21 protein-coding genes are annotated in these 23,311 nt (G+C 39.4%); 5 read left to right on the forward strand and 16 right to left on the reverse strand.

Going from position 1 to position 23,311, the window contains the following annotated elements; translation table 11 throughout:
* The first annotated feature begins 333 nt into the window (after positions 1-333).
* The 4 genes from KI375_RS18325 (at position 334) to KI375_RS18340 (ending at position 4,507) form a co-directional block, all read left to right on the forward strand.
* Complete coding sequence (locus tag KI375_RS18325; protein ID WP_212974887.1) at positions 334-1,551, forward strand: quaternary amine ABC transporter ATP-binding protein; 1,218 nt, start codon at positions 334-336, stop codon at positions 1,549-1,551.
* Positions 1,551-2,396 carry an ABC transporter permease gene (locus KI375_RS18330; RefSeq protein WP_212974888.1) on the forward strand — a complete coding sequence of 282 codons (846 nt, stop codon included), beginning with the start codon at positions 1,551-1,553 and terminating at the stop codon, positions 2,394-2,396. The genes KI375_RS18325 and KI375_RS18330 overlap by 1 nt, the downstream gene beginning before the upstream one ends.
* A gap of 57 nt (positions 2,397-2,453) precedes the next feature.
* Entirely contained in the window at positions 2,454-3,404 is a 951-nt protein-coding gene (locus KI375_RS18335; protein ID WP_212974889.1) for a glycine betaine ABC transporter substrate-binding protein, read from the forward strand.
* Positions 3,405-3,571: 167 nt separating this feature from the next.
* Entirely contained in the window at positions 3,572-4,507 is a 936-nt protein-coding gene (locus tag KI375_RS18340) for a glycine betaine ABC transporter substrate-binding protein (protein WP_212974890.1), read from the forward strand.
* Between the two features lie 72 nt (positions 4,508-4,579).
* Here the strand turns inward: KI375_RS18340 and KI375_RS18345 are convergent, their stop codons facing one another.
* A complete protein-coding gene (locus tag KI375_RS18345) occupies positions 4,580-5,284 on the reverse strand; it encodes an NAD-dependent protein deacylase (RefSeq protein WP_212974891.1) in 705 nt (234 codons plus the stop codon).
* Positions 5,285-5,731: 447 nt separating this feature from the next.
* Here KI375_RS18345 and KI375_RS18350 point away from each other — a divergent pair, with 447 nt between their 5' ends.
* Entirely contained in the window at positions 5,732-6,037 is a 306-nt protein-coding gene (locus KI375_RS18350) for a hypothetical protein (RefSeq protein WP_212974892.1), read from the forward strand.
* Positions 6,038-6,455: 418 nt separating this feature from the next.
* Here KI375_RS18350 and KI375_RS18355 read toward each other — a convergent pair whose 3' ends face one another.
* The 15 genes from KI375_RS18355 to ligA form a co-directional block, all read right to left on the reverse strand.
* Positions 6,456-7,178, reverse strand: coding sequence for a ThuA domain-containing protein (locus tag KI375_RS18355; protein ID WP_212974893.1), 723 nt, complete (start codon positions 7,176-7,178; stop codon positions 6,456-6,458).
* An 88-nt stretch (positions 7,179-7,266) separates the two neighbouring features.
* The gene (locus tag KI375_RS18360; RefSeq protein ID WP_212974894.1) at positions 7,267-8,178 is read right to left on the reverse strand and encodes a diacylglycerol kinase; all 912 of its coding nucleotides are present in this window, start codon (positions 8,176-8,178) and stop codon (positions 7,267-7,269) included.
* 184 nt (positions 8,179-8,362) lie between these two features.
* Positions 8,363-9,259: a hypothetical protein gene (locus tag KI375_RS18365; protein WP_212974895.1), complete on the reverse strand. Its 897-nt coding sequence runs from the start codon at positions 9,257-9,259 to the stop codon at positions 8,363-8,365.
* A complete protein-coding gene (locus KI375_RS18370) occupies positions 9,256-10,344 on the reverse strand; it encodes a hypothetical protein (RefSeq protein ID WP_212974896.1) in 1,089 nt (362 codons plus the stop codon). The genes KI375_RS18365 and KI375_RS18370 overlap by 4 nt, the downstream gene beginning before the upstream one ends.
* On the reverse strand, positions 10,341-10,817 hold the full coding sequence (locus KI375_RS18375; protein WP_212974897.1) for an anti-sigma factor: 477 nt from the start codon (positions 10,815-10,817) through the stop codon (positions 10,341-10,343). Before KI375_RS18375 ends, KI375_RS18370 begins: the two co-directional genes overlap by 4 nt.
* Positions 10,814-11,356, reverse strand: coding sequence for an RNA polymerase sigma factor (locus KI375_RS18380; protein WP_212974898.1), 543 nt, complete (start codon positions 11,354-11,356; stop codon positions 10,814-10,816). The genes KI375_RS18375 and KI375_RS18380 overlap by 4 nt, the downstream gene beginning before the upstream one ends.
* A 66-nt stretch (positions 11,357-11,422) precedes the next feature.
* Positions 11,423-12,298 carry a D-alanyl-D-alanine carboxypeptidase family protein gene (locus KI375_RS18385; protein ID WP_212974899.1) on the reverse strand — a complete coding sequence of 292 codons (876 nt, stop codon included), beginning with the start codon at positions 12,296-12,298 and terminating at the stop codon, positions 11,423-11,425.
* A gap of 1,270 nt (positions 12,299-13,568) precedes the next feature.
* Complete coding sequence (locus tag KI375_RS18390) at positions 13,569-14,366, reverse strand: endonuclease/exonuclease/phosphatase family protein (protein WP_212974900.1); 798 nt, start codon at positions 14,364-14,366, stop codon at positions 13,569-13,571.
* A 128-nt stretch (positions 14,367-14,494) separates the two neighbouring features.
* Positions 14,495-15,298, reverse strand: a complete 804-nt coding sequence (locus tag KI375_RS18395; RefSeq protein WP_212974901.1) for an arylamine N-acetyltransferase — start codon at positions 15,296-15,298, stop codon at positions 14,495-14,497.
* Positions 15,299-15,325: 27 nt separating this feature from the next.
* On the reverse strand, positions 15,326-15,877 hold the full coding sequence (locus KI375_RS18400) for a thioredoxin family protein (RefSeq protein WP_212974902.1): 552 nt from the start codon (positions 15,875-15,877) through the stop codon (positions 15,326-15,328).
* A gap of 266 nt (positions 15,878-16,143) precedes the next feature.
* The gene (gene gatB / locus KI375_RS18405) at positions 16,144-17,571 is read right to left on the reverse strand and encodes an Asp-tRNA(Asn)/Glu-tRNA(Gln) amidotransferase subunit GatB (RefSeq protein ID WP_212974903.1); all 1,428 of its coding nucleotides are present in this window, start codon (positions 17,569-17,571) and stop codon (positions 16,144-16,146) included.
* A gap of 12 nt (positions 17,572-17,583) precedes the next feature.
* Positions 17,584-19,029 carry an Asp-tRNA(Asn)/Glu-tRNA(Gln) amidotransferase subunit GatA gene (gene gatA, locus KI375_RS18410; RefSeq protein ID WP_212974904.1) on the reverse strand — a complete coding sequence of 482 codons (1,446 nt, stop codon included), beginning with the start codon at positions 19,027-19,029 and terminating at the stop codon, positions 17,584-17,586.
* Between the two features lie 16 nt (positions 19,030-19,045).
* Positions 19,046-19,336: an Asp-tRNA(Asn)/Glu-tRNA(Gln) amidotransferase subunit GatC gene (gatC, locus tag KI375_RS18415; RefSeq protein WP_212974905.1), complete on the reverse strand. Its 291-nt coding sequence runs from the start codon at positions 19,334-19,336 to the stop codon at positions 19,046-19,048.
* A 392-nt stretch (positions 19,337-19,728) separates the two neighbouring features.
* Positions 19,729-20,892 carry a CamS family sex pheromone protein gene (locus KI375_RS18420; RefSeq protein WP_212974906.1) on the reverse strand — a complete coding sequence of 388 codons (1,164 nt, stop codon included), beginning with the start codon at positions 20,890-20,892 and terminating at the stop codon, positions 19,729-19,731.
* Positions 20,893-21,243: 351 nt separating this feature from the next.
* Positions 21,244-23,250, reverse strand: coding sequence for an NAD-dependent DNA ligase LigA (gene ligA / locus KI375_RS18425; protein WP_212974933.1), 2,007 nt, complete (start codon positions 23,248-23,250; stop codon positions 21,244-21,246).
* Between the last annotated feature and the right edge of the window lie 61 nt (positions 23,251-23,311).

Below are 23,311 nucleotides of genomic sequence, written 5' to 3' on the forward strand. Positions count from 1 at the left end.
GTTGGCCTGAATCAGGCTTTTACTGGCTGTTGATCCCACCTACAATTCTAGGTTTTTCCATGGATCAGTTAATACGTGATAAAAGTAATTAAGCCTTTTCCATTTTAGCAAAACTACTTTAATGTCTCTACTTTATTATAATCATAGTAGGAAAGTAAAGATTCACATAGATAAGGAAACGGCAGGAAACAGGAGGATGTTTAAGAAAACCACGCGTTTGCTTTGTACAGTTTATTCTGTACGTACAAAACCACCAGAATGAAGAGGTATATGCTCTTTGTTATTTCTCTGATCTTTCCTTAACATTGTATAGGTAACCAAAGGGGGAACACTATGGGAAACAAAACTATAGAGATTAAGGTAGAAAAATTAACAAAGGTGTTTGGCAAGCATCCAAAACGAGCCGTTCAACTGCTAAAGGAAAATAAATCGAAAGATGAGATTCTGCGTGAAACAGGAATGACCGTTGGAGTTAACCAAGCTTCGTTCGAAGTGGCCGCAGGAGAAGTATTTGTAATCATGGGTCTTTCTGGGAGCGGAAAATCCACACTCATCCGATTGTTGAACCGTTTGATTGAGCCGACATCTGGTAATGTTTGGATTGATGGAGTAGATATTACCACGATGAATAAAGAACAGTTACGTGAGATTCGTCGCAAGAAAATGAGTATGGTTTTCCAGAAATTCGCTTTACTTCCTCACAAAACAATCCAACAAAATACCGAATATGGTCTAGAAATACAAGGTGTCGATAAGGAGGAACGTGCCCAAAAAGCTCGTGAATCGTTAGATTTAGTCGGCCTTGGTGGCTATACGGATAAATATCCAAATGAACTTTCAGGTGGAATGCAACAACGTGTAGGATTAGCACGGGCCCTCACAAATGACCCCGATGTTTTATTAATGGATGAAGCTTTCAGTGCGCTTGATCCCCTGATTCGTAAAGATATGCAGGATGAGTTATTAGATTTACATGAATCAGTTGGAAAAACCATTATTTTCATCACCCATGACTTAAACGAAGCTTTGCGCATCGGTGACAGAATCGCACTAATGAAAGATGGAGTAATCGTACAAATTGGTACTGCTGAAGAAATATTAATGAATCCAGCTAACGATTATGTAGAAAGATTTGTTGAAGATGTCGATCTTTCTAAAGTATTGACAGCAAGTCATGTAATGAAAAGAGCTGAAAGTATAACACCAGATAAAGGGCCGCGTGTCGCTTTACAAATGATGCGTGATCAAGGTATTTCCACAATATATGTGATGGACAAAAAAAGAAAACTGTTAGGTTATGTGACAGCCAGTCAAGCATCTGATGCGATTAAAGAAAAGCAGTCGGTTGAAGATGTTATGACAAAAGATGTCCCTACCGTAAGTAAAGATACATTCTTAACCGATTTGTTTGAATCAATGGCCTCAGCAGATGTACCCTTAGCTGTTGTCGATGATCAACAACGCTTGCTAGGTATCGTTGTTAAAGGCGCGATCATGGGTGCTATGGCTGGGAACGATGAGGTCATTAATGGAAATGGGGTGATCTCATAATGACAGATCAACTTTTCCCTAAACTTCCATTAAAAGAGTGGATTGAAACTTTCGTAAAGTTTTTAACGGATAATCTCGGAGTCATCTTTGATGGGATCTCTAGCGGGATTAAAAGTGTAACGGATGGACTTGTATGGCTATTATCGATTGGCCATATTCCTGGTTCAGCTTACATCCTTATCGTGATTATCTCACTAATTGCTTGGCGAGTTGCAGGTTGGAAAACAGGACTCTTCTCACTTATTGGGCTTGCTTTAATCGATAATCTCGGTTATTGGTCTGAGACACTTGATACATTATCACTTATCATTATCTCGGTTATTTTTTCCATGATTATTGGGATACCGATTGGTATTTGGATGTCTCAAAAAGCTTCAGTACAGTCCACAATTACACCGATTCTAGATTTCATGCAGACTATGCCTGCATTTGTTTATCTGATTCCATCTGTCGTCTTCTTTGGTATTGGTATGGTTCCAGGAGTCATTGCAACGATTATCTTTTCTATGCCACCAACAGTTAGAATGACCAATCTGGGTATTCGGCAGGTAGACGGAGAGTTAATAGAAGCCGCGAATGCATTTGGTTCAACAACAGCACAAAGACTTGGAAAAGTGCAAATTCCACTTGCAATGCCGACTATGATGGCAGGAGTAAACCAAACGATTATGTTATCACTATCGATGGTTGTCACCGCCTCTCTTGTTGGAGCACCTGGTCTTGGAGAAATTGTCTATCGCTCGGTCACTCAAATTAAAATTGGATTAGGATTTGAAGGTGGCTTGGCTCTAGTAATTATTGCCATGGTGCTTGACCGTATTACTCAAGGAGTAAACAAAAAGTAAGCAATATCTCCATTTATGGAGTTGCAAATATACATTATATTTAGGGGGACTTTTTACATGACAAGAAAGAAGTTTTATCTTGTAGGTTTTGTATTTATGCTTGCACTTTCTATGTTCTTAGCAGCATGTGGGAACAGTACTGATGATGATTCTAACGGGAACGATTCAGCTGGTTCTGACACAGACGGAGATAGCGGAGTTGAGTTAGGACAGAAGGATTTAACCCTTCCTTACGTGGCATGGGCACGGGAAACTCCCGCAAGCTATTTGATAGCTGCTGTCCTTGAAGATGTTGGTTATAACGTAGATGTGAAGCAAGTTGAAGCAGGGCCAATGTGGTCTAGTGTAGCCGACGGCTCCGCTGATTTTATGGCATCAGCTTGGTTACCAGCTACACACGCTAGTTATTGGGAACAATATGAAGATGATGTTGAAAAAGTAAATGAAGTATTGGATAAGGCACCATTAGCCCTTGCTGTGCCAAGCTATGTGGAAGATATAAACTCCATTGAAGACTTGAAAGATAATGAAGAATTTGGGGATTCAGTTGATTGGACGATTACTGGTATTGATGCTGGTGCTGGGATTATGCAAAATACTGAAACTGCTATGGAAGAATATGGTTTGGACAATTGGAACCTAGTATCAAGTTCTGAGGCAGCGATGATCGCCGAATTGCAGTCTGCATATGATAAAGAAGAACCAATCGTTGTTCCACTTTGGAAGCCACACTGGGTATTCGGTGTGATGGACATGAAAATGTTGGAAGATCCTGAGGAAATTTACGGCGGAGATGGAGATCAAATCTACATCGTAGCCCGCAAAGGATTAAAGGAAGACGCTCCTGCAGCTTATAAAGTGCTAGAACAATATACAGAAGACTATGAAATGGTAGAGGAACTAATGCCACCAGTCTTTGCTGAAGATAAAGACCCTGCAGATGTTGCACAACAATTTATGGAAGACCATCCAGATCTTGTTGAACAATGGACTGAAGGTGTAAAATAAACTCATTTTTATTCAAGAATGAAAAAATCCCTCTGCCGTTGTATTAGTAGAGGGATTTTTGTTTTATAAATTTTGCTATTCAACATACTGTGTTGATGATATAAGCAATGAAAATATATACTTCACGATGAAAAAATGTTTTTAAAAATAATAGGAGGATTGATTATATGGGTAGGAAATGGTCATTTATTAGTTTAGTATTTGTTCTTGTTCTTTCCATGTTGCTGGCCGCTTGTGGAAGCGATACAAAGGAAGATAATTCTAATACAGGGTCGGAAGAGAATAATGGGATTGAACTAGGACAGAAAGATTTAACCCTTCCTTATGTCGCATGGGCGAGGGAAACTGCAGTAAGCCATTTATATGCCGCTGTGCTTGAAGACATTGGATACAATGTTGAATTAAAACAAGTAGAGGCTGGTCCAATGTGGTCAAGTGTGGCGGACGGTTCAGCTGATTTCTTTACAGGTGCTTCATTACCAGTGATTCACAGTGAATATGAGAAAACTTATGGTGATGATGTAGTAAAAGTGAAAAAGAACGTTGAACAATCACCAAATTCACTAACTGTTCCAAGTTATATGGAAGATATCAATTCCATAGAAGACTTAAAAGACAATGAGGAGCTAGGAAAATCAGTCGATTGGAAAATCACTGGTATTGATGGTGGTTCTGGTATTATGCAAAATACCGAGAAAGCGATGGAAACTTATGATCTAGATGACTGGGAGCTTCTTTCCAGTTCTGAAGCAGCAATGTTGGCGGAACTAAAGTCTGCATATGACAAAGAAGAGCCAATTGTCGTTACATTATGGAAACCACACTGGGTATTTGGTGTAATGGATATGAAAATGTTAGATGACCCCGAGGAGGTTTATGGTGGAGAGGGAGATCAAATCTACACGGTAGCTCGAGAAGGATTGGAAGAAGATGCACCTGCTGCTTATAAAATATTAGAACAATATACGGAAGACGGAGAAATGGTAGAAGATGAACTAATGGCACCTATCTTTAATGATGATCTGGACCCAGATGCTGTTGTACGAGAATTTATCGACAATCATCCAGAACTCATTGAAGAGTGGACAAAGGGTGTAAATTAGTCTAAAGAGGCTGGGACAAAACTAAACATTTTTGTCCCGGCCCCTTTAAACTATTCAGATTTCATGACCAAGTCACTGATCTATTTCACTTAGAACGTCACCAATTTTTCGCTCATGAATCACTAGATCAGCATAAACATCAAATTCTGTTGGCTCAAGATTAATGATCACAAGCTTGGTCCCATTTTGTTTGGCGATCAAAGGAAATTGATTGGCTGGTGTCACACTTAATGACGAACCAAGAACAATGAATAAATCAGCTTTTTCACTTTCCTCTGTTGCTTGCATAAGGGCTTCTTCTGGCAACATTTCACCAAATAAAACAACAGAAGGACGCAGTTTGCCTCCACATTCACAGATAAATTGCTCATTGGCATATGTTTCATTTCCATATTCACGACCACAAGATTGACAATGCACCTTTTTCATCGTTCCGTGCAACTCGATTACATGTTGACTTCCCGCATCTGTATGAAAGCCATCAATATTTTGCGTAATAATACCTTGAATTCGTCCTTCTTTTTCCCAACTAGCTAGAATTGAATGACCTTGATGATGCTTTGCTTCATTCAACCCCAAAACACGCTGACGATAAAATCGAAAAAACTCCTCGACATTATGATTCAATGCTTCCGTGCTAGCAATTTGGCTAGGATCCTTTTTTGTCCATAATCCTTTACTAGAAGAACGAAAATCAGGAAGCCCACTTTCTGTTGACATCCCTGCCCCCGTTAAAATAACAGTGTAATTAGATTCCTTCAACCATTGAGATAACAAAGCAATTCGTTTCCTTTCTCAACTTATTTCCAAATCAACCTACTGCACCTAAGGTCATTCTATATAATCATTAAAAAAACTGCAACTAAAGCTAGTAATAGCCTTTAGTTGCAGTCTTTGTTTACCTCTTTGGACAAATAGTCAGGAATAGTCATTTGTGGAACACCAACAACTCCTTCAACACCTAGAGCACCAAGTGCACCAATTTATATTTATCATTTTTCACAATATATTTTTTAGTTTCTTTTTCAAGTAGTGCTTTTCTCCCGAAGCTTTTCTTTCTTATAAAAAGATTGTTACAATATAGCGAGACTGCCATCAGTAATCCCCCACTGATGATTAGCGAGACTTATCGGGGTGTTAGCGTCCGTCCCCCTATTTCCTAGTCTTGCAGTGGGGGTCTTTCGGACGGTTGCACGGGGATAAAGAAAAGGATGAAGGGAAGAGATGAATTTGCTTGGTATTCTGGCTATTATTGGTTCTTTTTTATTTGTTATACTGTCTTTTATTTGGGGCTTCATTGATATTCGAAAAAATCGCGATCAGGAGAAACGGAAAAAATACCGTGTCGCCGCCTTTTTGTTTACAATTGGTTTTATTCTTTCAGTGGGCTATGTATTAGTGGCAAAGAGGTTTGATAATATCGATCTTACGATTTCCTGGATGCTTCTTTCGTCTGGTTTTCTGATCTCTTCTGCTGGAATTTTTGCCACTGGCCTTCTGTCCCAACAACAAAATATCGATGAATCTTAGATCCAACGAACAAAAGCGGAAGCGCCTTGATGTAAAAGAAAGGCTAAATTCGCGCCGTCCTGGCGCAACGCCTTCCTGACCAACATCCTGTTGGCCTCCGACAAGCAAATGTTCCTGAACCTATGAAGGGGCTTTTTCCCTTCATAGGTTCAGGGTTATTAAGCAGAACATCGGCTAAGTTCGCCACGTCCGCATGTCTTCGCCGATGAACTCACATCCTGTAAGCTTCTTGGGCTAGGCGCTGGAGCTGGATGACAAAACTCAAAATTACAACTTATCCACAAGCCAAGAATTTTATAGTTTCCTTAACAACGAACGAAAGCACTAAGCTGGATGTCGCCCCCAATATAATTTCCTAAGCGACAAGAAAAAATCCATGGAGTGTTTCCATGGATTTCTTCTTGGATAGAAATTAAACTCAATTTTTAGGAGAGATCTCTTCGATCGGTTTTACATTCCCGTACTTTGGATAAGCGCGATCAACTGGTTTTACCCAATTGGCTGCATTGAATAAAACTCGTTGGACATCTTTATTATAGTAAGTAGGATATGTTTCATGTCCAGGACGGAAATAGAAGATTTTGCCGTTTCCACGTTTATACGCACAACCTGAGCGGAAAACTTCTCCTCCTTCAAACCAGCTAACGAATACAAGTTCATCAGGAGCCGGGATATCAAAATGTTCTCCATACATTTCTTCTTTTTCTAATTCAAAGTATTCTCCAATTCCTTCAGCAATCGGATGAGTAGGATCTACAACCCAAAGGCGTTCCCGATCATCTGCTTCACGCCATTTCAAATCACATGAAGTACCCATTAGCTTTTTAAATATTTTTGAGAAATGTCCTGAATGTAAGACAATCAAACCCATTCCTTCAAGTACCCGTTTATGTACACGATTCACGATATCATCGGATACTTCACCGTGAGCCATATGCCCCCACCAAAAAAGCACATCTGTATTATTGAGCACTTCTTCTGTCAATCCATGTTCAGGTTGCTCTAATGTCGCCGTTTTCACTTGATGCTCTGTACCCTCAAACAACTTCGCTAAAGCTCCATGAATACCTTCAGGATAAACTTCAGCTACTTTTGGATTGGTTTTTTCATGCTTATTCTCATTCCAAATCGTAATGTTCATGCTTTCCTCTCCTTTTTCCTTATTTCAAACCTATTTCCATTTTAATTGGAGCTATGAGCAAAGTCTACTTATGCGCATGAAATTCAGCCTATAACTTATCTTGTTCTCTAATTTGGTCAAGTGGAGCAAACACATCCAAATGACGATATAAATTAGAAAATTCTGCTGGTAACAAGCCGCCAAATTCTCCATCAATATTTAGTTGCATTTTAACAGGTGACTTTACCTTTATATAATTGGCTTTCGTATAAATCAAGTTAGGATCATGAATATGTTCTCCTCGTAAAGCCAAACTCGCCACTTTTATAAACTCTGCTAAATTCGTCTTTTTCAAAATCATTAATGTAAACAAACCATCATTTATAGAAGAGTCTGGTGCTAATTTTTCAAAGCCGCCAATCGAATTGGTTAAACCGACTAGAAATAGCATGATTTCTCCTTCAAATAATTTCCCATCATATTCAATGGTTGCCTCTGCAGCTCGGATAGACGGGAGCATTTCAATTCCCTTCAAATAGTAGGCCAATTGTCCAAGTACAGTCTTCAAGCGGCTAGGAACTTCATATGTAAGCTCTGTGAGCCGCCCCCCTCCAGCAATATTAATGAAATAATGGTCATTCATTCGACCAATATCAACGGGGATAGTTTCATTTTGAATGATCACATCCACAGCTGCATCAATATCTCGTGGGATATGGAGAGCTCTGGCAAAATCATTCGTTGTACCAGTCGGAATAACACCCAGCTTTGGACGGAATTTCTGTTCCGCTAATCCATTCACAACTTCATTAATAGTCCCATCTCCACCAGCAGCAATAACGACATCGTATTCTCTATCCACTGCAATCTTTGCAGCCGCAATGGCATCGCCTTCCTCTGTCGTCGCATGACAGGAAGCTTCGTAACCTGCTTTTTCTAATCTCAGTAGCACATCTGCAAGACTCCGTTTAAAAATTTCTCTTCCAGAAGTCGGATTATAAATAATTCGTGCCCTTTTCAATCTCATCACCCATTCATACAAAATAGGCATTGTTCTTCAATGCAATTCATTTCAATAAACACTTATAGTATTATCAAGTCTAACAAATCTATCATACCTTTTTTAAAGAATAAAATCCATTCACGAATGAGGGCACAAGATTGTCTACAGAAAAAAAGAGGAATGGTGACACATCCCTCTCAAATCATTGTTCATTTAAATGAACCGTATCCGCACCCTCTATCGTGAGCTTATGTTCTCCTTTTCCAAACTTCCGTGATGCCGTTTCAATAAAATCTTCTTCTGTCAATTTTATTTGATCCCAATCCTGATCATCTACATAATTCACATTATCTAGGGCTAATGTTAAATTCGTTGTTTTTTCTACATCCACATGGACAGATTCTGCTCCTTTAATATCCCAATCATTAAGAAGATTTCTAGGTGCAACAGTGATAGGTTGCCAATTCCCTTTCAACTCTAAGGCAATGTCTTGCGGAATCAAGAGAGTGGCTTTCACTCCATCCATCGATCGGTAGAAATGATTATAGGGGGTTTCCTTCATTTTAATATAAATTGTATCGCCTTTTTTCTCGATCAACACATAATCAGAGATCTCTTTGATTCTCGTCTCACCAGCAAATACATCGTCCTGATAAGTACCAAACATTGATATTTCCTGTTGATCGGTTGCTTCAACTGAAAGAGCAAATGGACCTGCATCAACCTGTACACGCTCGATTCCTTTTATATCACTTTCCTCATATTTCGGTAAATCCATTTCACGCACTTCCGCTGAGACTACTTTTTGAGCAAATTCAAACAATCCAGAAGTATGCAGGATCGCCATACCAATTCCCGTTGTTCCGATAATCGCAATAAAAATAATACTAATAAAGTCGTATTTTACCCGACTATCCTCTGCTTTTGCAAAGAAAAGGTATAACAGAATCTCAATGCCTAAAACAATGAATAGGATAGGCCACCAAGACATTAAAACAAGAGCCGGGTCCCACCCTAAAAATTGTTGTAACAGTAGAAATACGCCAAGAAAAACTAATGCGCCTCCCATTGAAAAGGAACCAACACGCCATGTCCTCATTTTGCTTCACCCTCTTCTTGCTTTGATTTGGTTTTTTTACCAGTTAATAATTTGATGCCCCCGCCGATCAACAAGAGACAAATAAACCCTGTTTGGATATATTCATGCAACAGATAATAAAGATCGGGCGAAAACCATTTATGGATAAAAGGTTCCACAATTGGAAGGACAACATTCATCCCAATATAATAGATGCCCAAGACAATTAATCCAATCCCTACCCATTTTTGATGATTTAAAAAGAAAGAAATCAGCGGCACATCTTCATTCTCTAATTCTTGATCTGATTTAGCCGCTTTTTGCAAACCATCAAAAAAGCTAAAGAACCAGATGATTGGGACGATGAAGAGAAAGATTCCTAGTCTTAATACATCTAAAATATAGATGGAAAATAGAAAGGCTGCCATCAGTTGGATTCCGCGTTTTTGTAATCCTAGATAGAGATGCCCGGCTCCAGGAATAATCGCTAGTAAGGTTGCGATCGCTTTGCTTTTCTTTCCATCCGAATTGCGATTTTCCAGTTCTTCCAAAATGGATTTATCGTTAAGCTCTTCCCCCTTCTGTTTTTTGTCCAATTGCTTCAATGCATCAAAAAAGCCGAAGAACCAAATAATCGGAAGTGAAGCTAGAAAGATGAGAAACTCACTTCTTTCTGTCATCAAAGTGACAAAAAGGATCATCATCGCCGCTCCAAAGAAAGCAACTAGTAATGTCATCCCCCGATACACCAAGCCTAACTGGAAATGCCCTAAACCAGGGACAAAAGAGAGGATGATCGTGAAAAACCGCTCAGACTCATATGATTTTTTCTCTGAATCATTTTCCGAAATCTGATTCTCTTTATTGAGAAACTTTGAAGCGGTAATAACGGTATCCACAAAATTAATGATATATAACACTAAGGCACCAAGTGAAAAGAGAACAACTACGTCATTCCCGTACATTATGGCAAGTGTGATGGTAAAAACGGGAATGATGATGACTGTCGCTGTATAAAAGAGCCCCCTTAGTACTTTTCCAAGATACATTAAGCCTCCACCTGGAAAAAAGGCGAGTAAAAAGGCAATAAATGGATTTTTATTCATTTTTGTTTTCCCTCCTTAATGTGGATATCCATTTCAAATTTATTGATAATCGAACCTTGCTGATCAAGAAAGCTTTGAATAAAGGATTCTGTATGGTGAGATTCATTGCTTTCAACAGCACTCGCCATTCTCATCAGTTGAGAAAAGACACCTGTTGACATTAAGATTATCGTCATTGCCACCGCAACGGTATAATGAATAAAGGTCTGTTTTCGCAAATGAAGCATCCGCTTCTTTTTCTGCTCACACTGTACTGGATTTTTTATTCCAGCGATTTGCTCCATAATTGAATCTGTAAAATTTTCCGTTTCAGATAAATCTAGCTCCTGGGTATCATTGGTTTCCACAGCTTGCAAATATAATTCTAGACAGTGATCACAATGATAAAGATGGTTTTCATATTGTGTACGTGTTTCTTCTTCAAGTTCATCTCGAACATATTTCAGCCAATTTTCAACACTATAGTGATTCATGAAAAGTCATCCTCCTTCCAGTGCTTCTTCATCCATTGTCTTGCTCGATACAATTTAACCTCGACTGTCTTTACCTTTAGATCTGCCTTTTCGGCGATTTCTTGGTAAGTTTTTTCTTTTATATAAAAATCTTCCACAACATCGCGATAATTTACAGGTAATTCCTTCAAACGCTCCCGCAATATATGCCTTCGTTCCTTTTGTATCACAAGAAGTTCAACATTTTCTGTGGGAGGAGTATGATAACTTTCTTCATATTCAACTTGCTGATCTTCTTTTCTCCTTACTTTTTTCCGTTTGATATCGATCGCGTGATGAACCGCAATTCTTGTCATCCATGTTTTAAAACCTTGATTCTTATACTGGGGAAGAGAAGTATAGATCTTTAGAAACACTTCTTGACTCGCATCTTCTGCATCTTTCTCATTGCGAAGTACGCCGTAGACCGTATGGAAGATCAGATTTCGATATTTCTCTACAAGTACTCGAAAAGCATGATCATTTCCATTCTTTATTTTTTCGATGAGTACATCATCCAACTTCTCTCCCCCCTTCCCAGTGGCCACTATGTATATAAACGATTGTTAGATGCGTACCCCTACACGTTATGGGATTAAATTTTTGAATCCAAAATCTAGTAAAGCAATAGAATCTTCCCATACTCGTTCTTTCCCAGATTGAAGCACAACCGTGATAAGAGAGTGATTCTTTTTCTCTGCTGAGGAGACAAGACAATAGCCAGCTTGATCTGTGAAACCTGTTTTTAGGCCTGTTGCTGTTTTATAATAATATGGACTGTTCGCATATAACAGTTGGTTGCGATTTTGATAGGTATGTGTATTGCTTGAATAGGCTGTTTGAGCAAGTAATCCCGTTAAAGACTTCTCCTTTTTGACAGCCAGAGCAATTTCCGCTAAATCTTTAGCTGTACTATAATGATTGGGATCATGCAAGCCATGTGGATTCACAAAATGAGAGTGGTTGGCTCCCAATTCAATCGCCTTTACATTCATTAACTGAGCGAAGTATTGAATCGATTTTAGCGCTGAATAATCTGTTCCCTTCTCCTTATGTGCAGTATAAATAGCTAAAGTCCTTGCCGCATCATTACCAGATTGCATGAGCATCGCCCCCAACAAATCTTCTACAGTAAGGACTTGTCCTTCAAATAAACCAACCCGCACTTCGTCATCTGCCTGTAAATAAACTTCATCACCAACCGTCACTCGCTCATCTAAATCAGCCTTTTCTAAAACGACTAAGGCTGTTAATAACTTCGTTAGGCTGGCTGGGTAGAGCTTCTTATTTTCATTTTTGGCAAAGAGAGTCTTCCCTGTTTTTTCATCAAGGACGATTGCTGCCTCTCCCTCTATCCAGAGGGGATTCATTGAATAGGCACTTTGGATATCATATTTATCATGATAAGCAAAATAAACGACTATGATGATCAAGAGTGAGAGAACAAAGCCTTTCTTTATCATTGTAAAGTACCCCTCCCATTTTCACATCCTCTAGTTTATAGACGCCAAAGAAAATAAGAAAACTACACCTTAAAAAACTAATTTTAAGAACAAAAGCGCAAGCGCCCGTTTAGCGACGTACAAACTTTTTAAGCTTCTGACGAGATAAAGGATACACGGCGAAGCATGAGCCGATGTTGACTTATCGTAGGAAGAAGCTGAAAGTTTGCTAGTCGCTGGGCGCTGGAGCTGGATGCCGACCGCGACATAAGCAGTTATCCACAAGCCAAAAATTTTATAGTTTTCTTAACAACAAGAAAAGCGCAAGCGCCTTGAACAGCCCCGACAAGCAAATGTTCCTGAACCTAGGAAGGGGCTTTTTCCTTCCTAGGTTCAGGAACATTTGAGTCGAGACAATAGATCGCGAAGGGAATAAGATTTTCATTATCTGCATTGATGCAAAAGTCAAGGCGGAAGAATCAGTGATCTCTATCAGAATCGGTGACAGATTGAGCTATTCTTCAAATGGATCAAACAACATCTTGTCCTGAAGATGTTATATGGAAAAGGAAAAAATGCGGTCTATAATCAGATTTATATTGCGATGATTCCTACTGTTTAGCCTTACTCCTGAAGAAAAAAGTAGGCTGCAAAGGAACAGTGCTTGAAATGCTAATTGGTATTAGTGATTATTGGTCAAAGCCTATGGTTGAGCTGATTTCAGAGTTGTGTAAAGAACCAGAGCGATTTTCTAATGGTCGACGAAGGCTTGAACATCAGTGGATTTTTGAAGAAACTCTCGCGCAATATGAGGCTGGGGGTATTTTCCATTTGGAGAACCTAACTTACGATCCAATCAGTTGAGTCCATGTACAGCTCCCATTCGGTTGATTGGAGTGGAAGTTGGCGACTCCTGGGGGATTAGCGTGACAGGTGAGATCCCACAGGAGCGTATGCGACAAGGAGCTCACCGCACGCCCCCCGGAAAGCGTCCGCCTAGAGCGGAAATCAACATGTTCGGATTTTAATACTAAATTTTCTATCATGAAATTGATTTATTAAATATAAAATTCAAAAAATGGATGAAGGGCTACCCTTAATTCCCATTCTCCTTTTTTTAGCACAGAGACGATATATAACTGAATATTCAGTTATATTATATCGTCTCTCGCAAAAAAGCAAATCACTTGACTTTATTATTGCTTTTTTTATGCAACGCTACTGTAATTTTCTAAGCCACAAAAAGCCTTGTGGTTACATCCATTAAGATGCAAGTGCAAGGCTTTTTTTGTTATTCACTTTTGTCAAGTTGAAGATTGGCTATAAGAGGAAAATGGTCACTTGGAAAACGGCCATCGATTTGGTCATCCACAATTTGCACGCTTAATGTAGCTATATCTCCTTTATGTAAAATCCAATCAATTCTTCCTTTTCCACCAGAGGAATCTTTAAAATTATTAAAGGTCCCTAAATGGTCATTGATACGTTCTTTTGCATCGAACCATGTATCGCTATATTGCCCTTCTTCGATAAAGGTTTGATGAGTCTCTGACTCTGCAATTGTATTAAAATCTCCTGTTAGGATGATTGGTAAATTCGATTTAAATGCTTCTGTTTTGCTAATGATCAGCTTAGCCCCATTCACTCTCGCTTCTTCAGACCGGTGATCTAAATGCGTGTTCACGTGATAAAAGGTTTGCTTTGTCTCGTTATCAAATAAACGTACCCATGTAGCCATCCTTGTACAAGCACTCCCCCAAGCAGTTGAACCGATTTGTTCAGGTGTATCAGAAAGCCAAAAATGGTCAAATTCCATTATGTCGAAGCGATCTTTTCGATAATAAACGGTCATAAATTCTCCATGACTTCCACCATCTCTTCCAAGACCAACCCAATTATATTCGGGAAGCAATGCTTCCATATCTTTCACTTGTGGATATAGGCCTTCTTGTGTTCCGATAATATCAGGTTTCTCTTGCTGAATTAACGCCTGAATCAATCCTCTTCTTTCCTCCCATGAATTCGGTGGTACATCACTATTATTTCGTAGGTTATATGACATAACGCTTAAAGTTTCTTTATGCTTCAAATTTCTCATCTCCCTAATTGAAATCGCTTTATTTTCTTTCAAGACGACTAGGTCGCCGAAATACTTTTATCCCACATTAAACCAAATGATTGAAATTTCACTTTATCAAGCTCGTTTAATGCGATCTTTTATGCTCCGAATAAGACGATCTTTCTTTTATTCAGAAAATCAATCGATTCTAGCAAAGATTCTTCCTCTATTTGATAGACATCCTGAATTTGTTTTAACCACTTTTCCAACGAATTCAACTTAATTTCCTGTATGTTCCGAAAGGTCATGACTTTCATGATATTATTGCGTAAATAAAAACATTGATGTCCATTAAAACGAACTGCTGTTATTCTTCTCATAGTGATATTTTCATCGACGTCTAAGTAAGATTGCCTTATATCTTCTAAAATCTCTTCCTCTGTAAGAGGTTCCCAAATGATTTGTTTTGTTACGAATGTTTTTCCATTTGATTTTCGATCAATCTCATATAATTGGTCCTTCGTTTGCGTGATTGTAATTTCTTCGCCAAAGCCGTGCATCTTATGTTGCGGTCTTGCTTCTAAATCGACTGGCTTCATTATAGGAGATCCATAGCCAACATCCACATACACCTTTTTTCCGCGGATTTCGACCATAATGGCCAAATGACCTGGTTCTACTCGCACAAATGAACAGGTAAATCCCAGCTCTGTTAAAAGTCTGGCAAAGTTCATATTAAGTGTAAAACAAGTCCCTCCCCAGCCTTTTTCTACTAAGTTATGAACAAACAAAGGCAGCGGCGGGATGAAATCTGGTGCAAGCGTAAAATAATGAAACTTACTAAAAGATTCATAGGGTACTAATGTTAAATGATGTTGAATGAGGCGTTGTAAATAGTTTATCGTCGGAATTTCTCGTTTCAATCGTAAGAAACGTATATATTGATCTACTGCTTGGTCCACTATTCAACACCTCTTTCAGTCAATGAATTATTGCAATGCTAATTTAATACTTTCATAAATATCCGTCCATACAGAGCGATCTTCTAAATATTTCTTCATCATCTGCTCATACATTTCCTTTTGCCGCTCTGCAAATTGTGGTTCATCCTTTGGTGGGAGTTTGGAACGTTGCTCTTCTACAAAGTATTGGATAGAGTCTGCTCTTGGCCCCCATACCGCATATTCTTTCCCAGCTTGATCTATAAAAATAAAAATAGGAATAGAACGCGATGTTCCGTTTGTTAAATATTGATCCATCAGCTCCAAATTTTGATCGCGCAGTATCATCCTTACATCCATATCTGCATTTTCAGCAAGACGTAAAAGAATTGGCACATTGACCATGGCATCCCCACACCAGTCTTCTGTAATGACAATGACGCGTAATGCCTTTTTCTTCAGCTCGGAAAAAAATTCAGAATCCTGAGTAGGAATCTCAAAGTGTTGCAAAATATACTTTGAGTTTTCTTGATGATTTTGCATTGATTGAATGTATTCTTCAGAGGTTATTCCTTTTTGAAACCATTGTGAAAGATTCATTCCTCTTCCCCTTCCGTTTTAACTTGTTTTCATTATATCTGGTTCAGTACAACAAGCCAATCTTTTCGTATAAAATCTTATATTTTCATTATACGAGCGTATTTTGAAGTTTTACAACAGTAGATCGAAAACGGGCGAGTGTAGCGCAGAAACGGGCGGTCAGCTCTTAAAATCGGGCCAACTTCAGTCGTTATCGGGCCGTCTGAAGGTGAATCAAGGAAAATAAAGGTGTAAGCTGGTTCGATTCAGCTTACACCTGTAGATGCTTATCTTTTCTCAATTTCTTGCTTTAGCAATTTATTGACCATTGGTGGGTTGGCTTGTCCTTTTGTTTCTTTCATGACTTGACCAACGAGGAAACCAAGGGCACGGCCTTTGCCGTTTTTAAAGTCTTCAATCGATTGAGGATTGGCATCTAAAATTCCTGTGATGATCGGCAGGAGTGCACTTTCATCCGAAATCTGGACTAACCCTTTCTCTTTGACGATCTTTTCAGCATCTCCGCCATTTTCAATCAGTTCACGGAACACTTTTTTCGCAATCTTCGAAGATATCGTACCATCTTGAATCAGTGTAATCATACCCGCTAATCCTTCTGGAGTTAACGCAGTATCATGTAATTCTTTTTGCTCTGCATTGAGATAAGCAGAGACTTCACCCATTAGCCAGTTTGAAGCTAATTTTGCATCTGCTCCAGCTTTTAAAACTTCCTCGAAAAAATCAGACATTTCTTTCGTCAATGTTAAAACCATTGCGTCGTAAGCAGGTAAGCCTAGTTGCTCTACATAACGCTTTTTACGAGCATCAGGTAATTCAGGGATTTCCGCGCGGACACGCTTTTTCCATTCCTCATCAATATATAATTGTACAAGGTCAGGTTCAGGGAAATAACGGTAATCATCTGCGCCTTCTTTTACACGCATAAGGATGGTTTCACCCGTGCTTTCATCGAAGCGACGAGTTTCTTGTAAAATTTCTCCACCTGAGAGGAGAACCTTTTCTTGACGCTTTTCTTCAAATTCTAGACCTTTGCGCACAAAGTTAAAAGAGTTCAAATTTTTCAATTCTGTCTTTGTTCCAAATTTCTCTTGACCAATCGGTCGCAACGAGATATTAGCATCACAGCGAAGCGATCCTTCTTCCATACGACAATCGGAAACGCCTGTAAATTGTACAATCGACCTTAATTTTTCTAAATACGCATAGGCTTCCGCAGGAGTACGGATATCAGGTTCAGATACAATTTCGATCAAAGGTGTACCCGCACGATTCAAGTCGACAAGTGATCCATCTTTCGCATGAGTTAGTTTACCAGCATCTTCTTCAAGATGGACACGTGTAATCCCGATTTTCTTTTTATAGCCGTCTACTTCGATCTCAATCCAACCATGCTCCCCAATTGGTTTATCAAATTGCGAGATTTGATACGCCTTCGGGTTATCAGGATAGAAGTAATTTTTTCGATCAAATTTAGTCTCTGTTGCAATTTCACAGTTTAGAGCCATCGCTGCTCTCATTCCATAATCAACCGCACGTTTATTCAGTACTGGTAACACACCTGGATAACCTAAATCGATAACAGACGTATTTGTATTAGGCTTTGACCCAAATTGATTAGGACTAGGTGAAAAGATTTTTGACTCTGTTTTTAATTCTACGTGGACTTCAAGTCCGATTACTGTTTCAAAATTCATGAATTTCCCCCCTTACAATTGTGGTTTCTGTTTATGGAAATCTGTTGATTGTTCAAATGCATGAGCCACACGATAAATCGTTTGTTCATCAAAGTGTTTCCCGATAATTTGCAATCCAAGTGGTAACCCTTCTGTAAAGCCGCACGGCACTGAGATGCCTGGTAGACCAGCAAGGTTAACAGGGATTGTTAAAAGATCTCGCGCATACATGGTCACTAAATCATCCAACATTTCACCAATTTTATAAGCTGGAGTAGGCGTCGTCGGGCCAATCACTACATCATATTTTTCAAAAATATTATCAAAGTCTTGCTTAATTAGTGTTCTTGCTTGTTGCGCCTTTTTATAATAAGCATCATAAAAACCGGAGCTAAGAGCATATGTTCCAAGCATAATCCGTCGTTTTACCTCATCACCAAATCCTTCTGAACGACTTTTCTTATATAGTTCCATTAGGTTATCTGCATTTGGCGTCCGGTACCCATAGCGTACTCCATCAAAGCGCGCAAGATTGGCAGAAGCTTCCGAGGAGGCAAGTAAGAAATAAGAAGAAACCCCATATTTAGAATGAGGAAGTGATACTTCTTCCCACGTAGCCCCTAGACCTTCCAATACTTTTAATGCGGAAAGAACCGCTTCACGAGATGCTTCACCAATTCCTTCGCCTAAATATTCTTTTGGAACGGCAATTTTTAAACCCTTTATATCCTGAGTGAGTCCTTCTGTATAATTAGCTACAGTTTTATCAACTGTTGTGGAATCATGTGCATCCACACCAGCAATCGCTTGAAGTACATACGCGTTGTCTTCAACATTTCTTGTAATCGGTCCGATTTGATCAAGGGATGAGGCAAAAGCAACCAATCCATAACGCGAAACACGGCCATATGTAGGTTTCATCCCAACAACTCCACAGAAAGAAGCTGGTTGACGAATCGATCCACCTGTATCAGAACCTAGTGCAAACGGCACTTGCCCAGCTGCTACTGCAGCGGCCGAACCACCGGAAGATCCTCCCGGCACAAAATCAAGATTCCATGGATTTTTTGTTATTTGAAAAGCAGATGTTTCCGTTGTCGCTCCCATAGCAAATTCATCCATGTTTACTTTTCCAATCGTAATCGTCTGCGCCTCATTCAATTTCTCCATAACTGTCGCATCATAGATCGGATCAAAGTTTTCAAGTATTTTACTAGCACAAGTTGTTCTAAGGTCTTTTGTGACAATATTATCTTTAATTCCAGCAGGTATCCCAGCAAGGATAGAATCACCTACTTGACCATCAAGCGCTTTCGCTTGCTTTCGTGCATTCTCCTCATCCACGGTCAAGAATGCTTTAACTTGATCGTCAACCTCATGGATTCTCTTAATAGATTGATCTACAAGATCAGAAGCTGTTATTTCTTTTTTATGTAATCGTTCATGTAATTCTTTAATAGAATGATCGAATAATGACATATTGTTTCCCCCTTCCTTAATCGATAATAGATGGTACCTTTATTTGTCCATCCTCTTGATCTGGTACGTTTTTCATCACTTGATCCAGTGGCAGCCCTTCGACTTTCTTATCATCACGCATCACATTTTTCTGAGCAAAAACATGGGAAGTAGGCTCAATATTCTCTGTGTTCAGTTCATTTAATGTATCTGCCATTGCAATAATATCAGCAAGCTGATCTGAAAAATTTTCCGCTTCTTTCTCACTCATTTCCAGCCGAGCCAAATGAGCAACATGAAGAACTTGTTCTTTAGAAATTTCCGACATCCTTCTACACCTCCGAATAATAAAATAGTGAAACTTTAATCAGGGGCATCCCCCACTGATTGTTAAGGATCAAAGGCTAAAATCGCAACCTCCTGTCGGCAGACTCAAACGCGACGTCCTGTCGCTTCGTCTGCACTAGTACATCCTATACGTCGCAACGCCTTTGTGACCTGCGTCCTGCAGGACTGAACCAATCGGGCTTTTGGCAGTGTATCCCCACCTATGCTTCTCCGTATTCTCTAAATCCATGAGGTGGGGGGATTACTGCCCGTTAATGCGGGATAAACGGGACCTACAATACTATTGATAATATCAAATAATCTTCCCAACAAGCAAGCTAAGCGAGTTCTTTTCACTGACGTATTGTAAATTCTCTCATTGGTTTGGATCAACTATTTATAAATATGGACAAATGGCTCTTTATCACCTGATTTTTTAGAGATTAATGCCTCTGCTCCGTTCACTGAGGAAATATTGACATCGACATTAAAATAATCAGGAAAATGATCCATTACTAAGGAAGTCGCCCATTGAGTAAAGCCAATGATCTCTGCTTCACCATACAATTGAATAGGAATATCAATTTCTAAATTAACAAATTGATCATCTTTATAAAAAGCCCGTCCAATTAGCCCGTTATAATTCGGGAAAAATTCCTCAATATCATCTTTAAATCTCATAAAGTAAGCAACGTCTTCTCGATGATCTTCCTCAGCTTCTGATGACGGAAATAGATAATGCTTCTCATCAATCGCTTTCCAATCTCCTAAAGATGCACTGCCTTTGTCTGCATGAGAATAGGTAAAAAAGCTTCCAGGAACTACGGCATTTTTGCTGCTTTGTTCAAACAAAGCAATCGTAATCGGGATATTTCCCAACCCTTCCATGGAACGGAGACGATTAAGAACTTCGTCTGCTATTTTTTTGCCTTCTGCTTCAAGCTTAGAGTGTTCGATAGGCTGTTCAAAAGTCGCACCATATTCTTCTTTTTGATAATAATGGACAGAATTCATGGCAAGACCAATGACCATACCGCCTAGTTTTACGGTATCTCCATCTTTTACCAAGTAATCATGTTCGAGGATATGGGCTAGATAGATTGGATTCTTTTCATTTTGCTCTTCGACAGAGCCTTTCTCATCATTGACCGGATTAAGTCCGATGTTCTCCTCGGCATCTAGTTTTAATTCTTTTAATTGTCCCTTTGTATATTTTCGATTCAACCAACCCCGAACCGTTTCTTGATCTAATTTCTGCCCCTCTTGAAAAAAGTAAGTATCGGTCGAAAAGTTTTCATTGGCTACACGCATTAACCCTGTTTCAAACTCATGAATGTCATATGTCGAATTTAATCGGTCGACAACCATCCCTCTTGTCTTACTCGGTTTAAAAGGGATCATCGTACGATAGAGTGAATCAGATATTTGATAATTAGGGATAATTGATGTCTCTTTTTTCTCATCCTTTTCTTGAACGACTTCATTTTCTTTCGTTATTTGCGGGGCACAGCCACTCAACAAAAGGATAACAATACTGCTAATAAACCACTTTTTCATAGGATTTTCCACCTTTTAATAAGAAATGCGCAAGGCGCCCGCTACCTTCGACCAGCAAATGTTCTGAGACAAAGAAAGGCGTTCTTTGCCTTTCATTGGCTCAGGTTATTATGCAGAACATCGGCTAAGTTCGCGCCGTCCTAGCGGCAGACTCAAACGCGACGTCCTGTCGCTTCGTCTGCACTAGTACCTCCTGTACGTCGCAACGCCGATGGACTCGCTCCTGCGAGCCTCGAGCCGATGGCGCCTGGAGCTGGACAACAACTGCCCAGCCTTAAAACACTCTTAAGAAAAATTTTTTATACTTTCTTATCTTTTAAGAAATGCGCAAGCGCCTGTTTGATCATTAAATCACTGAATCTGTATTTCCTCCAGAAACCTTTGCTCATCCCATGTTTCGATGCCAAGTTCTTTTGCTTTCATTAATTTAGAGCCAGCTTCTTCACCAGCAATCACTAAATCGGTTTTTTTGCTGACACTCCCAGTTACTTTTCCACCTAATGATTCAACTTTTTCCTTGGCCTCATTCCTAGTTAACTGCTCCATTTTACCTGTTAAGACTATTATTTTATCATAAAAATAAGAATCTTTATCAGCAGTTTCACTTCTTTTTTGACCAAGGTATGTCATATTAACATGAGCTTGTTTTAATTTTGCGATTAGTTGTTCCACTTCTTGATTTTGAAAGAAGTTGATAATCGCATCAGCCATTTTCCCTCCAACTTCATCCACTTGTAATAATTCTTCTTCTGTGGCAATTGCCAATTGGTCCATTGTTTCAAAATGTTCCGCAAGTGTGGCTGCTGCCTTTGCGCCAACGTGTCGAATGCCTAAGCCAAATAATAATTTTTCTAATGAGTTGGATTTGGAGTTCTCAATCGACTGAATTAAGTTGGTGCTTGATTTCTCCCCCATACGTTCCATTGCAAGGAACTGCTCCTTTGTTAAGGAATAAAGGTCTGCGGGATCCTTCACTAGGTCAAGAGCAAAAAGCTGGCTAATGACTTTTTCGCCTAAGCCATCGATATTCATCGCATTCCGAGAGACAAAATGAATTAGCCCTTCCCTTCTTTGCGCAGGACATTTCGGGTTTAGGCAGCGTAGTGCGACCTCACTTTCTAATCGGACTAGTTCACTATTACATTCTGGACAATGTTCAGGCATTTGAAATGGCAACTCTGATCCACTTCTTCTCTCTGTCAAAGCATGTACGACTTCTGGGATAATATCGCCAGCTTTTCTAATCACAACCCAGTCACCAATTCGGATGTCTTTTTCTTTAATTAAGTCTTCATTATGGAGAGAGGCTCTTTGTACCGTTGTTCCTGCAACTTGAACAGGTTCTAGAATGGCCGTTGGTGTAATGACACCGGTTCTGCCAACACTAAGTTCAATCTCCGTTAATTTTGTCACAACTTCTTCAGCTGGAAACTTGAAAGCAATCGCCCAACGGGGCGTTTTAGCTGTTTGCCCTAGCTGTTCTTGTTGTTCAAGTAAATCAACCTTAACGACGATGCCGTCTATGTCATAGTCCAATTGAGAACGATCATTTGTCCATTTTTCAATATATGTGAGCACTTCCTCGATGGAATCACATTGTTTTCTTTCCCTATTTACTTTTAAGCCTAGTGTTTCAAGCAAGTTTAAACCCGCATTATGAGAAATGACACCTGTTGTCCCAAAATCGCCAATTCCATAAAGAAAAATATCAAGATTGCGGGAAGCAGCAATTCGCGGATCAAGCTGTCTTAGGGAACCGGCAGCTGCATTCCGAGGATTCGCAAAGACCATTTGTCCTTCCTCTTCTCTCCGCTTATTTAACTTTAGGAAGGAATTCTTCGGCATATAAGCTTCGCCACGCACTTCTAGCGAATAGGGCTCGTTTAATCTTAAGGGGATAGAGCGAATGGTTTTTAAGTTAGCTGTTATATCCTCGCCAACTGTTCCATCTCCTCTTGTCGATCCTTGCACAAGAAGACCATCTTCATAACGCAAAGAAACCGCTAATCCATCAATTTTCAATTCACATACATATGAAAAATCATCCCCGATGCCTTGTCGGACTCTCCGGTCAAAATCGCGAAGTGTTTCTTCAGAGAAAGCATTCGCCAAACTTAACATCGGAGTTTGATGACGAACCTTTTCAAATTGGGATAATGCAGCTCCCCCAACCCGTTGTGTAGGTGAATCCGGTGTAATCAATTCAGGATATTTTTCTTCTAATTCCTGTAGCTGTAATAGGAGCTTATCATATTCAGCATCAGGAACAGAGGGATTATCTAGCACATGGTATTCGTATCCATATTTATTTAGTAATTGGTGAAGTTCTTTCACTTGTTCTACAATTTCTTGATTCATCCTCACATCAACCTTTCCACCATAAACATTACTTTTCATTGTCTTGCTCCATGTTCTAAAG

The organism is Bacillus sp. J14TS2 (assembly GCF_018333015.1).
Classification (GTDB): Bacteria; Bacillota; Bacilli; order Bacillales; family Bacillaceae_C; genus Lederbergia.

Excerpts from the sequence above, each read along its gene's own strand:
- KI375_RS18325 (WP_212974887.1), top strand. The coding sequence starts at position 334 with ATGGGAAACAAAACTATAGAGATTAAGGTAGAAAAATTAACAAAGGTG.
- KI375_RS18330 (WP_212974888.1), top strand. The coding sequence starts at position 1,551 with ATGACAGATCAACTTTTCCCTAAACTTCCATTAAAAGAGTGGATTGAA.
- KI375_RS18335 (WP_212974889.1), top strand. The coding sequence starts at position 2,454 with ATGACAAGAAAGAAGTTTTATCTTGTAGGTTTTGTATTTATGCTTGCA.
- KI375_RS18340 (WP_212974890.1), top strand. The coding sequence starts at position 3,572 with ATGGGTAGGAAATGGTCATTTATTAGTTTAGTATTTGTTCTTGTTCTT.
- KI375_RS18350 (WP_212974892.1), top strand. The coding sequence starts at position 5,732 with ATGAATTTGCTTGGTATTCTGGCTATTATTGGTTCTTTTTTATTTGTT.
- KI375_RS18355 (WP_212974893.1), bottom strand. The coding sequence starts at position 7,178 with ATGAACATTACGATTTGGAATGAGAATAAGCATGAAAAAACCAATCCA.
- KI375_RS18365 (WP_212974895.1), bottom strand. The coding sequence starts at position 9,259 with ATGAGGACATGGCGTGTTGGTTCCTTTTCAATGGGAGGCGCATTAGTT.
- KI375_RS18370 (WP_212974896.1), bottom strand. The coding sequence starts at position 10,344 with ATGAATAAAAATCCATTTATTGCCTTTTTACTCGCCTTTTTTCCAGGT.
- KI375_RS18375 (WP_212974897.1), bottom strand. The coding sequence starts at position 10,817 with ATGAATCACTATAGTGTTGAAAATTGGCTGAAATATGTTCGAGATGAA.
- KI375_RS18385 (WP_212974899.1), bottom strand. The coding sequence starts at position 12,298 with ATGATAAAGAAAGGCTTTGTTCTCTCACTCTTGATCATCATAGTCGTT.
- KI375_RS18400 (WP_212974902.1), bottom strand. The coding sequence starts at position 15,877 with ATGAATCTTTCACAATGGTTTCAAAAAGGAATAACCTCTGAAGAATAC.
- gatB (WP_212974903.1), bottom strand. The coding sequence starts at position 17,571 with ATGAATTTTGAAACAGTAATCGGACTTGAAGTCCACGTAGAATTAAAA.
- gatA (WP_212974904.1), bottom strand. The coding sequence starts at position 19,029 with ATGTCATTATTCGATCATTCTATTAAAGAATTACATGAACGATTACAT.
- gatC (WP_212974905.1), bottom strand. The coding sequence starts at position 19,336 with ATGTCGGAAATTTCTAAAGAACAAGTTCTTCATGTTGCTCATTTGGCT.
- KI375_RS18420 (WP_212974906.1), bottom strand. The coding sequence starts at position 20,892 with ATGAAAAAGTGGTTTATTAGCAGTATTGTTATCCTTTTGTTGAGTGGC.
- ligA (WP_212974933.1), bottom strand. The coding sequence starts at position 23,250 with ATGAATCAAGAAATTGTAGAACAAGTGAAAGAACTTCACCAATTACTA.